Origin of the sequence: Paraburkholderia sp. UCT31 (assembly GCF_014397655.1) — a bacterium.
In the GTDB taxonomy this organism is placed as follows: domain Bacteria; phylum Pseudomonadota; class Gammaproteobacteria; order Burkholderiales; family Burkholderiaceae; genus Paraburkholderia; species Paraburkholderia tuberum.
In genome coordinates this window covers 1-12,601 of the sequence record NZ_VZQP01000106.1, presented here as the reverse complement: position 1 = coordinate 12,601, position 12,601 = coordinate 1, and the positions used below count along the sequence as shown (strand labels likewise).

General features: G+C 58.8%; 12 protein-coding genes and 1 pseudogene. 5 read left to right on the top strand and 8 right to left on the bottom strand.

Annotated features, from left to right (window positions below; translation table 11 throughout):
* Positions 1-486: 486 nt before the first annotated feature.
* Positions 487-1,389 carry a hypothetical protein gene (locus F6X40_RS39905; protein WP_187631664.1) on the bottom strand — a complete coding sequence of 301 codons (903 nt, stop codon included), beginning with the start codon at positions 1,387-1,389 and terminating at the stop codon, positions 487-489.
* 163 nt (positions 1,390-1,552) lie between these two features.
* Between F6X40_RS39905 and F6X40_RS39900 the strand changes: the two are divergent.
* A pseudogene (locus F6X40_RS39900) lies at positions 1,553-1,690 on the top strand (DUF305 domain-containing protein); the annotation flags it as partial.
* A gap of 36 nt (positions 1,691-1,726) precedes the next feature.
* On the opposite strand, the gene F6X40_RS39895 reads toward F6X40_RS39900, so the two are convergent.
* From F6X40_RS39895 to F6X40_RS39880, 4 genes are all read right to left on the bottom strand, one after another.
* Positions 1,727-1,939 carry a hypothetical protein gene (locus tag F6X40_RS39895; RefSeq protein ID WP_187631663.1) on the bottom strand — a complete coding sequence of 71 codons (213 nt, stop codon included), beginning with the start codon at positions 1,937-1,939 and terminating at the stop codon, positions 1,727-1,729.
* 7 nt (positions 1,940-1,946) lie between these two features.
* Positions 1,947-2,429 carry a hypothetical protein gene (locus F6X40_RS39890; RefSeq protein ID WP_222946299.1) on the bottom strand — a complete coding sequence of 161 codons (483 nt, stop codon included), beginning with the start codon at positions 2,427-2,429 and terminating at the stop codon, positions 1,947-1,949.
* 153 nt (positions 2,430-2,582) lie between these two features.
* Positions 2,583-2,828: a hypothetical protein gene (locus tag F6X40_RS39885; protein WP_187631662.1), complete on the bottom strand. Its 246-nt coding sequence runs from the start codon at positions 2,826-2,828 to the stop codon at positions 2,583-2,585.
* Positions 2,829-2,944: 116 nt separating this feature from the next.
* The gene (locus F6X40_RS39880) at positions 2,945-4,153 is read right to left on the bottom strand and encodes a pyridoxal-phosphate-dependent aminotransferase family protein (protein WP_187631661.1); all 1,209 of its coding nucleotides are present in this window, start codon (positions 4,151-4,153) and stop codon (positions 2,945-2,947) included.
* Here F6X40_RS39880 and F6X40_RS39875 point away from each other — a divergent pair.
* A complete protein-coding gene (locus F6X40_RS39875) occupies positions 4,152-4,967 on the top strand; it encodes an HD domain-containing protein (RefSeq protein WP_187631660.1) in 816 nt (271 codons plus the stop codon). The genes F6X40_RS39880 and F6X40_RS39875 overlap by 2 nt on opposite strands.
* Before the next feature lie 172 nt (positions 4,968-5,139).
* Here the strand turns inward: F6X40_RS39875 and F6X40_RS39870 are convergent, their stop codons facing one another.
* The gene (locus tag F6X40_RS39870) at positions 5,140-5,307 is read right to left on the bottom strand and encodes a hypothetical protein (RefSeq protein ID WP_187631659.1); all 168 of its coding nucleotides are present in this window, start codon (positions 5,305-5,307) and stop codon (positions 5,140-5,142) included.
* Positions 5,308-5,579: 272 nt separating this feature from the next.
* Between F6X40_RS39870 and F6X40_RS39865 the strand changes: the two genes are divergently transcribed.
* A complete protein-coding gene (locus F6X40_RS39865; protein ID WP_187631658.1) occupies positions 5,580-6,581 on the top strand; it encodes a hypothetical protein in 1,002 nt (333 codons plus the stop codon).
* A 193-nt stretch (positions 6,582-6,774) separates the two neighbouring features.
* On the opposite strand, the gene F6X40_RS39860 is transcribed toward F6X40_RS39865, so the two are convergent.
* Positions 6,775-7,428: a hypothetical protein gene (locus F6X40_RS39860; RefSeq protein WP_187631657.1), complete on the bottom strand. Its 654-nt coding sequence runs from the start codon at positions 7,426-7,428 to the stop codon at positions 6,775-6,777.
* Positions 7,429-7,688: 260 nt separating this feature from the next.
* Between F6X40_RS39860 and F6X40_RS39855 the strand changes: the two genes are divergently transcribed.
* Entirely contained in the window at positions 7,689-8,888 is a 1,200-nt protein-coding gene (locus tag F6X40_RS39855) for a hypothetical protein (protein ID WP_187631656.1), read from the top strand.
* 285 nt (positions 8,889-9,173) lie between these two features.
* Positions 9,174-11,123 carry a DNA ligase D gene (gene ligD, locus F6X40_RS39850; RefSeq protein ID WP_316251891.1) on the top strand — a complete coding sequence of 650 codons (1,950 nt, stop codon included), beginning with the start codon at positions 9,174-9,176 and terminating at the stop codon, positions 11,121-11,123.
* A 171-nt stretch (positions 11,124-11,294) separates the two neighbouring features.
* On the opposite strand, the gene F6X40_RS39845 is transcribed toward ligD, so the two are convergent.
* Positions 11,295-12,338 carry a hypothetical protein gene (locus F6X40_RS39845; protein WP_187631655.1) on the bottom strand — a complete coding sequence of 348 codons (1,044 nt, stop codon included), beginning with the start codon at positions 12,336-12,338 and terminating at the stop codon, positions 11,295-11,297.
* Positions 12,339-12,601: the final 263 nt, after the last annotated feature.

Genomic DNA, 12,601 nt, shown 5'->3' with positions numbered 1-12,601 from the left:
GTGGTGGCGGAGGCAGCTATGGATACTGTGCGTATAACACAGCCGGGTATTCTAACCCGGGGACCGGTGGGGGCGTGGGGATAGCCGGGAACGGGTCGAGCGGCGCCGCCGGAACGTCCGTTCACTGCAACTCGAACGGCATCTATCAACCCGCCGGCAACGGAGGTGGAGGTTCCGGTAGTACAGGCTGGACCTATGGAGGAGGCGGAACGGTTACCGGTGCTCAAGGGGCTGCCAATATCATCTGGGGCTCCGGTAAGGCTTTCCCAAATCAAGCTTCCTAACCTTCCTTTTGCGAAGCGGCGAGCGGCTCACGAGAAGCCGCTCGCTTTTTAGGTCCCCCGGTCCCGTCACCACCCTGTTTTCTGGATGGAGCGGCTGGCCGCATTGAGCAGGGTCGCCAGCGAAAGGCAAGAAAAAGGCCGCTCAGAGCGAGCAGCCTTCGTGAATCAACGGTTCCTTTGCGCAAGGTATCCGTGTTTTGAGTTATACCGCACGAAGTCCGACCGGAGAGGTTTCCTTCAGCCGTGCGGAAATTTCCTTATCGCGTTCCCGAACAAATGCGCGGAGGGCTTCCGTCAACTCGTCCTTGGACGGATAGCCGACGTTGCCTGAACGCGGCGCTTCCGGGTTGTATGCACACCACGCTTGCCAAAGCGTGCCGGTATTAGTCACGATGTACCCACGAATCTCCTGCCAGGCTTCATGGCTTGGATTGTTGAGGTAAGCGAGAATCTTTCGCTTGTACTCCTCGCTCACGGAGCCAAACATTGTGAAGCAACCCTTGAAGACGCCCTTCTCCGAGGACAGTGCACGGTCCATCGCTGCGCGTTCCGACTTCCAGTACTCGTGCGACTGGACTGCATCGCTTCGCTCCATCTTGACCTTTTCCTGGTCGGTCAGGTGACGGAAGTATTGGTAGCGGGTGTTCGCAGCAAGCGACTTGGCAATTTCCTCTGCACATCCCTCGAGCGACGAGTGAAAAATGCTGCCCACGCCGTAACCACCACCCATCTGCACCAGATTCATGGTGTCGATGCCGGCTTCATCAAGTGCCTGCATCAGCCCGTTCGGTCCCAGGCGCTTCTCCGTTTCGGCTATCGCCGGCTCAACTTCCGACCGCGTCACATGTCCTTTTTTGTTTTTCCCGGTAATTACGACTCCGGTCGGCACAAACTCGGACATGAAGAAGCGGGCGCACGGCTTATTTGCGTCGTCCAACTCTTCAGAGCGATGAATCTGAAACTCCCGACGGGTCTTTGAGTCGGCGTAGGAGTACGTCCGGTCGTCATCTTCGTCTGTCGGAAGAATCGGCACGATGTTGGCGAAGATTTTCACTGCCAAATCGGAAATTTCTGCAGCGCCCAGATGGCTATAAACGTGTTCCATGTCCTTGTCCTTCGCGATTGCTCGCAGTTGTTGTCCACTACCGCGTGTAGCGAACACCCCCACGAGACCGCGCTCCGCGTCAAGGTGGTCTGAAACCACTTATTGTCGCACTTTCGGTATTGAACGCCCGAAGCGCCCCTCTTCCAACAGCGCATCACCAAGGGCCATCGAGATGGCGGAGGCAGAACTGAAATACGGCAAAGACCCTGAACTGAAGCGGCTGGCGAAGAACATCATCAACGCCCAGCACGACGAAATCGGCTTCATGCAGAGGTGGCAGGCGAAGCACGGCGGGAAGTGAGTGAAGCGGCGGTGCAGTAGCTCGTCGACCGACATGTCAGCGCCCGCTGCAGGGTGGTCTCAGATAATCGTCGACGAAGCGCAACATTTCGCAGCCTTCCACGTGCGTGAAATCATCCATCCGGCAAACCGGACAGACGGTCATGTTCGCACTGCCATTGTCGTTCAGTACCCTCGCTATCTTTCCAGCCGATATGTAGTCCGCCCGAAAGAGCTCCGCGTAATCGTCTTTGCTCAAAATTCCGCTCATGCCTCACTCACTCCTTTTCCGTAAAAAAAGCCCGTCGATGACATTGCGCCGAGGGCGCACGGCCGTCAGCCTCGGGCTTGCGCGCCCGACACGTCCGCAAGGGCGAACACGATACCTCGGACGGTCGGTGCCCCTTCGTCCAGCACCTCAAACGTCTCGTGAGCGATATCGGTCCGGTACGTCCAACGGTATCCCGGCTCCCCTCCCACAGCGCGTCAATCGTGACCGCCTGCTCCTTGAGCCTTTGGAAGTGCGGACAGCGGTGGTCACCACAGTCGTTCTGAAGCAGGCCTTTTGAGTCCAGATACGCCGTTGTGCCGTCGTAAGAGTCGAGCTGGTCATCGATAGCGCCGCGAAACTCCATGACGTCGTCGCTGTAACCGAACACGATGACGAGTCCCGCCGCCTTTGCCTGCTCAATCAGAGCCTTCGGCGGCCTGCACGGATACGCGCAGTCGTTGAGTTGCTGCGCGAGTTCTTTTGCGTTCACGCTTTCCCCCTTGTCGATACGAAATTAAACCTGCTACTCACCTTGAAGGAGGCTTCACAGACTCCTTCAACTCAGCGAGCGCCCGAACCATCGCGCCCTTGCACGTCGGCGACGGCTGCCTCCGAGCCGTCGGTTCCGCCGTGCTGACGAGGGTCACTCCCTGGGTTCAACTTCGCCGGGGACAATATCCTTAATCCCGCCAGATTTATCGAGGGCGGGCTCGCCGCTAGGCCGGTCACGACCTCCGAGGATTGCGGCACCCAGGCCGGACAGGCTCCTCGCGGCACCCTTCACAGCGCCCGCGACCAGTCCTTCGCCAATACGCTCGGCCACTTCGTCTACGAGCAACTCTCCAGCCAACTTTCCTAGGTCGGCCGCAGCAAACAACAAGCCAATCATCGTAATCCTCCCGTAATTAGATTCTTGCAAAACGCGCTTTCGCCTTTACACGCCCAGCAATGCAGGTCTAGCCTTTACACAAAAGGTCGGAGAACTCCACTCCGTCGCCACGTGCGTTAAAGCGCGCCTGAGCGCTGCGCAAGGTGCCGGGCTAGCTCACACATGCCATGGGGCACATCCACTTTCGCTCCACACTCGCGCATGCTGCTACCCAGCGCATCGAGGGTGCGGAAAAGGTTGTGCGCCCTGCTCTGCTCACCCATTTGCCCAATGCGCAAAATTGACAGGCCAAAGGAGCCAGCGATTTCGACGCGGTGCTTGTCCGACATCACTTGACGAACCCGGTCCGGATTCACCCCTTCAGGGACCTTGATACCGATGACCGAGTTCAAACGCGCGGGCTTCGCCACGAGTAGCTCGAGTCCGAGCGCCTCGATGCCGGCCTGCAGGGCCTCCGAACAAACCAGATGACGCTCGAAGCGATGCTCGAGCGTTTCGGCACACACAAGACGCAAAGCTTCATGTAAAGCAAGGATACCCGAGGTCGGAGCGGTGTAGTGATATTTGCTCTCGTTCCAGAAGCCGTTCGCCAGCTTCGCGTCCAGACACCATTGAACTGGCGCATGCTCCCGGTTGTTGATATGCTCGAATGCCCGCGTTGAAAAGGCGACCAGAGACACGCCGGGGATGCTTGACAATCCTTTCTGACCGCCGGTGATGACTGCGTCAACGCCCCAGTTGTCCATTTCAAGCGGCATGGTGCTGAGCGTGCAGACCGTGTCCACGATGACCAGGCAATCGTGCTGGGCGGCGACCCGACAGATTTCTGGCAACATGCGGTTCCACGTGGTGTTGGACGTCTCGCCCTGGACGATGGTCAATACCTTCGGGTGGTGTGCGATGAGCGCTCGCTCAACATCGTCCGGTTGCGCGCAGAGTCCGGCCGGCACCAGCTGCTCGACGACGTTGCCACCGGCGCGACGCGCCATCTCAGCCATCCGTCCGCTGAAGTAGCCGTTGACGACGGAGAGTACTGTGTCGCCCGGCGAAACGAGGTTGCAGACAGCCATCTCCATCGCTGCCGAACCGGGGCCGGCCACGCCGAGCATGTACGGCGAACTGGACTGGAATACGTAGCGAGCCATCTGTTTGACCTGGTCGATGACGCGCGCCATCGTCGGCCCCAGATGGTTGATAACGAGCGAGTTCGCATGGGCGACCGCTTGAGGAATTGGGACGGGTCCCGCGCCCATCATAAGCAGCGGCTCGTCCGGGAGAATCTTGTCCAGGGGTACGACGTCAGGGCGACAGCAGGAAAGAGGCATGAAGGGAAGACAGGTGAATGAGGTGAAGGGGACAACCCCTGTAGTCATTACGCTTAGCCTTTGCGCCCCGGTCGCGAAGGATTCGCGCCTGCTCTCGCTAGACGGGTTAGGCACACAAAAATTGATGAGGTTTCAAATGAGCACCAAGCTGGAAGACGTGAACGTTTTGGACTGGATGGCAAACGGCAACCCTGTGGCAATTTTGCTGAAGCTGCGTGCTTCGGGGTGGGTCGCCGAGCACTTCCCGGAACTCGACGCGCTGTGGGGCGTGGAACAAAACCCCGAGCATCACCCTGAAGTCGATACCGGTTTGCATACCGAGCTCGTTCTAGGTGTGGCGGCGCGCATTTCGACGGACCCTCGCGTCCGATGGGCGGCACTCGTGCACGACCTGGGCAAAGGCCTCACACCCAAGCACGAACTGCCGCGACACATCGACCACGAACGCCGGGGCATCCCCCTTGCGCTTGCGGCGGCAGAGCGGTTCTCGTTGCCGCAGGAATGGGCGTGGCTCGGCGCGGTGATGTCGCAGTATCACCTGCTCGCGCATCAGGCCTTCGTGCTGAAGTCCGCGAGCCTCGTTAGCTTGATTCGCGAATCCGGCTTTCTGGACAAGCCGAAGCTCTTCGAGTGCTTCGTGCTCGCGTGCGAAGCGGACAAGCGTGGCCGAGCCGGGCGCACCGAGGAAGCGTATCCCCAAAGTGCATATCTGCGAGAGGTCTACAAGGTCGTCCGTTCGTTTGAGCGACGGCAAACCCTGCTTGACCGGGAACGGGCCGACGCGGTGCGCGTCGCCCGCCTGGCTTTTGAGTAGGCGTCGACTGGTACGTGACGCCTATGGCGGTTGATTGATTTGGAGCCTCCCTGGTTGCACACGGGAGGCTCTTTCTTATGAGGGGGGGGTTGGGCAACTACGCCTACTTCGTTGCTACCCCTACTTCGTTGAACCCTGGAGCCGGTGGCGCCCAGGACCTGCCTCCTTCATCCTATTGCTCGAGCGCCCGGGAGGCCGGCGATGGGTGGACAGCAAAGGAAAACGCGGGGTGCGCCGCCAGCCACCAGCCGAGAAAAACGCTGATGGGCAAGGTGCTCGTGCTGACCGCCAGAAGCGGCACCACGAACCTGGCACAGACGACGAAGCTGACTTGTCTCATGGTTGCTCCCCCGGTAGGTCTTATATAAGAGTTCACTCGGAGTCTAGCAAGCAATCGGACGATGATTTAGCGTTAAGTGAAACACAAACTGTTGATACACAAGCAACAATCCAACACCAAATCCCCGAGCCTTGATTGGCCCTCGGCGGCGCGTCCCGAACCAAGCCTGAGAAAATTTGACCACTGAATCCGCTGTCAAAAAATCACGCAGACGCTAGACGTCTGAAGAGAGCCCTGACACCGCAGGGCCCTTAAACAGACGCGGGCGGAAAATGCATTACAAGAACGTGGAGTTTGAACTCCTTGGCGAGAAGGACTCCATACTCTGGTTGAAAGTCCCCTGTTCCAAGGGGAGTGGACTCTGTTTGCGAAGAACTGGAGACAGCGGCAGCGCTGGGGGTATTCTAAAAGGCCTTTTGGCCGAACCCGTGGCGCTTAATGACCAGGTTGAAGCCTTCTGCTTGCGCGAGGACGACATCCGCCGCATTCAGGCTGACGCCGACCTGATGAGGGACCTGACATATCTGCTTGGTGAGAGAGAATTCACACTGCGTCCAGTCGCCGACGGTTTTGAGCTGCGCGCGAAACATGACAAAACGAGCTTCACAGCGGACCTCCAGGCCGCCCACCGGGTTGGAGCGGGGCTTGATGCGCTACCGCGCTTTGAACTGCCCGAAGGTGCCGCCCCCTACTCATTCCAGAATGTGCAGAATTACCTGACAGGCTGGTTAATGCTTTCAGGCGTTGCGTCGCTCGTCTATCTCTACCTGTGGTTCCAGCTGAGTATTGGTGGCCTCAGGGTACTGTCCTACACGGACCTTATCCTCCCCGCACTCCTGATGACCGTCCCGACCACCCTGCTCCTTGCCGGTGTTCCTTTGTTCTGCCTTCGTAAAAGTCCGTTCGTCTCGCCCCTCGTTCGTCAGTGGGGAATACGTTTCTGGTTGTACGTTTTTGCAACCAGTCTGAGCATCGCCAGCATCGTCGACTCGGTGACGCCGGGGCATCAGCAGACCCTGCATTACGCGGGCAAGCTGTACTACACCTCCGGCAAGCGTAGCATTCACTATTATCTCCGCGCCACCGATACGGCCGACCCCGTGGTTTTTGGGGAATCAGCCCGAACAGTGCGCCTCACTGCCTCGCAATACGACACCCTGGAGGGATTTCCCGTGAAGCACGAGGGGGTCTTTGAGGTTACCTTCGACCAGGGTGTGCTCCATGCGCCGTATGTCGTCGGATTGAAACGCGTTCGCACAGAAGCCACACAATAGCCCACGGCTCTCACGCCTTGTATCTCTGCGCTGAAGGACGGAATTTTACGGCCTGGAAAGAAGGGCTCTTTTCGAAAAAGGTTATCCCTGATGGCACCTGCCAACAAAAAAGCCCGCTGCAAGAGCGGGCTTTTTAAATAACGAAACAGGCTGGCTTACCGAGGGCCGGCCAACCTGCAATTTCTCTTTTCCTTCAGTCTCCCGCAGAGGTTGTCGCCGTCACAGCTGCGCCCAATGCGGCCAGCCGTGCCTCCGAAGCCTCGTAGCTCATCTCGAGAATCGCGGGCACCTCGGCTGAGTCGAAGCCAAGCGCTTCATCGAGCGTCGCCGCGCGCAGGCCACCCGCCTCGAACTGCTTTACCCACTTCGCAAGACTTACGCATGACGCAAAGTCCAGACGACGCTGACAAGCCTCGAGGAAAGTCATCGCCGGGAGGTCGAGTAGTTCAAAACCACTCTCGTCGCCGTCGTTGTAGTCGAAGTACACCGGACCGAGAGCGGTAAGTGCCCCCAGCGCCGTCTTGATGAAAAGCTCGCTGTTGCCGTGGCAACCCAGAATGAAGCTCAGGCTTTGCTCCGCATATTCCTTTCGGTCAGTGTCCGTGTCGAAGTACATGAGCATGCTGCGAGGCTCCCCTTCGAACGTAAACCGAAAACGCACTCCCCCCGAGGAGGCGAGCAGTTCTGTGCTTACGCGTTGAAAACGGGGCTCCTCGAGTCCCTTGTTGGCTCGAAGTACCTGGATGGGTCCGGGCATCAGCGAGTTCAGGCCTCGTTCGACCAGATGGGCCGCGAAGAAGACGTCCTTATTGCGCGTTGCTACAAATCCTTTGGTATCGATGCCCATCCTATGTGCCTTTTTAAGTTAAGTTTGTCCTGCTCACCGCTGTGTAGCGAATGACGGCGCGCACGGGGCGCTATACGTCTCACGGGGCGCTAGTCTAGCCCTCCCGCTCTCGCCGGAGCAATCCGGTACGGCAAATCCAAGACTGAAGGACATTAAAAGCGCTTTTCCACCTACCAAGAAGACCTGGAGGCCGGAACTGCGGTAACGAGAGCAGCTGCAATTATGAACGGCCGACAGGCTTAATCTTGGAAGGTCATATTATGCAAGTCGAATTCAACGAAGAACGCGCGAAGGCGCTGGCATGGTCGATGAAGAAGTATCTGGCGGGCGCCGGTCACGACGTCCCCAACACCGCCTTGCTGGAGGCGCTTGCACAGGGTCTGGGCTACTCGGATTTTCGAACGCTCAAGGCAATGTCAGACGCACCGCCCGCCCATCGTACGCTCGCTCGCGAGTTGATGAAGGGGGACGCGGAGGTCTTTGTCTACCTGGACACCAGTTATGTTGGAGCGTCGTACACCCCGGGCTATCCAAGCTGGGCCAAGCTGGTGCTGACCGAGGACATCCTCGCTCACATCATCGAGACACAACAGGAAGTGGCTTCAAAAGGACGGGCTGAAGCGGTGCTCCAGTCGGGATTTCTGGTGCGCTGGGCCCGTGAAGCATCCTACCGCAGGGCCTTTGAAGAGCTGACTGTGTCTCCCCGCGCCATCTGGGCTTCTTTCTACCTCAAGCACGAGGACGGGCATGTTCAGACGGAACTGGTCCATCTCGATGACCTTATCGCGCGGTTGCGAGAAAGGTCGAAGGGGGACGTCGTCTATTTCAACGCTGACAAGGCGCTGGTAGAAGAGTCCGACTGCGAGAACCCGAACTTCGAACCGGAGTACCGTTATCTCGTTGCGGAAAGCTGGGGCCATATCTTTGCAGGCAATCACGAGCAGAGGGTCGCTTTCGTGTTTGACGTCAAGACCCAGCACATTACCCACATGCGTATTGGTGGAGTGGCCGCAAACCGTGCAGAAATGGCGGACGTAGAGGATAGCCTTCTCAACGCAAACGGCGAGGCGTTTGACGACCCTGAGGATTGGGGTCTGGAAAGCACCGATGAGCTTCCGGATTGGGCTCAACCGACGCAACCGGATGAGGCGTTTGCAATTCCGAAGCGTCACGTGCATGCCCGAGTAACCACGCGGGTTGTCGAAGCATTCAAGGAACCGACACAAGCCGCAGAGGAGGACGCCTCGGAAGAGGTATTGCAGCCGGGCGAAACCTTGTATGTGTACAAGTCACCGTACGACCAGTACAAGCATTTGAACGGCCATCAGTTCAGGATTGTGAAGGCAATTACGGAAGCTGACGCAAAGCACGACCTCGAAGTCTTGCCGATGTACGTCGGGCAGTTTGAGTCGGGCGAGACCGTTGAGCTGTGGCCTGAGGAAATCCATCGCCGCGATTAACGGCAGCCGTTTCAACTCATCCGCATCATTTTTCAAACCCGCCAGCGATGGCGGGTTTTTTAATTTCGCCGTAAAACTGCATCCTTCCTGGCGGCGATACAGGCGTGCCGTCGGCTAGAGGCAACCTCGGCGAAGACGCGAGTCTGCCCACCCTTGGCGCGAGCCCCGCGCCAGGCACTTTGCGCACGACCGGCTAAGCACGGCATCCCTCACTGGAGACGACGGACGGAGAACGCGGCCGCGATGTTTGGTAGAGTGAGGTTAGTCCGCTCGCTGGAGGCCGCAGTGGCTGCAAAGACCCCCGTCCGAAAGACGAAGAACCGTTCTGCCCTCCCGGCGGAGCCGTTGCCCGATGCGATTGCCCCTCAGTTAGCCACGCTCGCGTCGGGTGCGCCGACGAGCGGCGAGTGGACTTACGAACTAAAGTTCGACGGCTATCGTTTCATGGCGCGCCTGGACGGAGGGGACGTCTGCCTTTTCACCCGCAACCAGCACGACTGGACTGTTCGGCTTCCGCGACAGGCACACGCACTGAAGCAGCTCGAACTCGAGAACGCCTGGTTGGACGGGGAGATGGTCATGCTGAACGATGCGGGTCTGCCCGACTTCGGTGCGCTGCAGAACGCTATGGCCGTACGCAAGACCGACCCCGTTGTCTACTTCGTGTTCGACCTGCTGTTTCTGAACGGGCGAGACCTGCGCAAGCTTCCCTTGAAGCAGCGGCGCGCCATCCTCCGTGACCTGCTTACCGAATGTGATGCACCTGAGCTTCGATACAGCGAGGATTTTCCGCACGATGTAAAGGACATCCTCGCCTCTGCGTACAAATTGGAGCTGGAGGGGGTCGTCGGCAAGCGCGCGGACGCGCCTTATACCTCAGGGCGCTCGAACAGCTGGATTAAGCTGAAGTGCCGATTACGCCAGGAGTTTGTCATCGGTGGATTCAGCGCGCTCGCAGGCTCCTCCAGCGATATCCGTGGCCTCCTGCTTGGCCTGTACGACAGCACCGGCAGCCTTCAGTACGTCGGCTCGGTCGCACTGACGGGCAAAGCCGCCCATTTGCGGCCCATCCGCGAATCGCTCATCGCGGCCCGAACTACAAGGTCACCGTTTTCGAAACGCCTCCGGGTCGAGCGCGACCGGGACTATCACTGGCTCAACCCCTCCCTCGTGGCGGAGGTCTCGTTTCTCGAATGGACGCGCACTGACACTCTGCGGCAGCCTACATTCCATGGACTGCGTTTCGATAAGCCGGCCAGTTCCATCGTGCGCGAATCGGCCGCCGACGAGAAGACGCCGACCGAGTCCGCTGAGGATGCCGTCGACACGAAATCACGACGGCCGAGTCCGGCCACCGTCGGTTCCGTGCGGGTCACCAACGCCAGCCGCTGCATCGACACAACCTCCGGCCTGACGAAGCTCGACCTTGTCCGTTATTACGAATCCATCGCCGAGTGGGCGATGCCTCACCTCGATGACCGGCCTGTCTCGCTGGTGCGCGCGCCCACTGGAATCCATGGCGAGCTTTTCTTTCAGAAACATGCCGAGGGAATGACATTTCCTGGCATGAATCAGTTGCCCGCAGAGCTCTTTCCGGGTCACGGGCCGCTGCTCAACATTCATCGCCCAGACGCACTCATCGGCGCCGCGCAGATGGGAACCATCGAGCTTCATACGTGGAATGCGAGCCAACCGGACCTTGAGCACCCAGACCGGATGATTTTTGACCTGGACCCCGACCCGGCTCTACCGTGGGAGCGTATGCGCGAGGCGGCGCTGCTCACGAAAGTCATCCTCGACGAGCTTGGGCTGCAGAGCTGGATAAAGACCAGCGGCGGTAAAGGCTTTCATGTTGTCGTGCCGCTCACGGGAAAGCAGGACTGGACAACCGTAAAATCGTTCTCGCACTCGGTCGCCAAGCACTTGGCCAAGGTCGTGCCCGAACGTTTCGTTGCGGTGCTAGGGCCGAAAAACCGGGTGGGAAAAATCTTCGTCGACTATCTACGCAACGGAAAGGCACAGAGCACTGCGGCCGCCTTCTCCGTGCGCGCCCGCCCCGGCCTCGCGGTTTCAATGCCCATCGACTGGGACGAGGTTAAAAGCGTCAAGAGCGGCGACCAATGGAGTATGAAAAGCGCGGTCGAGCGCATGAAGTTGATGCGCAATGACCCGTGGAAGCATTATTGGCTTGCCCGCCAGACCATTACCCCCGCCATGCGTCGGTTGCTCGGCTAGACGCATGACACCGTCAGAAACGTGATTTTACAGTGCGCTCACGTGCCCTCAAATGACCGCTAGCCACTAGGGAAACGGCGGCGCTGGAGCGGGCGACAGCTATGGGAGATTCACGAAGCTGTGATACGCGAAAAAGGAAAACGGCGACCTTGAGGTCGCCGTGAATAAAGATTAGCTGTAGAACCGTGTTACGTGGTGCGCCTTACGGGCCGCATCCAGCATCGCCTGTGTGATAGCGCAGAGAACTTCAACCTCAAAAAAATCCATTACGGCACACTCCGCCTCGACATAAAACGGACCAGAATGCTCCAACGCGGCGGGGTCGACGAGGTAGTCGGTACTGTAGTCGTGGTCTTTCGTCTCGCAGAGCTTCTCAAGGGAGTGCCGAAGCACTTCTCGCGTGACGTCGACCTTCTCGCTCGGCTGCGTATCCACCGCATAATCGTTGACCCAGGCTTGACGCTGAAAAGTCGCCTCAACCTTTCGGTCGACATAGAACGCCCAATGCTCCGGGTTCTCTTTGTCAGCCTGCGTCACCGCTTCAGAAACCAGCTCCTGCCAATGCTCCGGCTCGCCCACTCGGGCGGTCACCCGCAAAGCGACATAACTCGACCCGTACGGATGCGAATAAGCTTCGAAGGCAATATCCTCAAGCATCGCCGCTTCGCCCGTGATTGCCGAGGAAAGCAGGTCGTTGAGCACATCGATACTCGCGCTCATCTGACTGACGGCAACAGGAACGACTACATCGACCTGCCACTCACGAGCCTTAAGCTGCCCGAGTGTGAGCGGTGCCTGTCCGAGTTCCATGATGACGGGTTCCAAATGCGCGGCTGGCGCAGTTTCTGCCCGCTTCTCTGCCTCTTTCGACCGAAGGCAATGCCAATCCGTCTCCCCAATTGCGGCGGAGACCGCGTGCAGAACCTGAGAGTGCGCGACACGCACTCCCTTGCTTCTGAGGTTTTTACCGATGCTCTGGGCGATTTCTTTCACTTGCTGCGTTGCTTCGCGTTGCATGCCTGACTCCTTTTTCAGGAAGGCTTGATTTGATGTCCTGGTGTCTGCCTTGCCAGCCAAGCCTTCCGGATAAGAAGGATGGACTGCAGTTGCTGCCACGATGTTTTCCGTACCCTTTCGGGCGCAGACGGACGGTATCGCGACCTTACGACCTATAGCAACCAGATGCGCGGGTAGAGCAAAGCTTGATTTGTCCATCTAAAAGATATCCGCGATTGCCGGTATCTAGACCTGAAACACATTGAATCGGGTCACGGATGCTTCGGAAAATCACACTGGCCGTGCTCCTCGTCGTGAGCACTGTCTCGCTTGCAAATGCAGGCACTTACACTCTCGTGGTGCCGTTCCCAGGGCTCCTGCCTGCCGCGTCCGCGCAACAGCCCTCGCCTCCCCCTTTGCCCCCGCCGGCCGGCTCTCAGGCATTTGTCACCGTGGGGACGGCGGCGTGGACAGTACCGGTG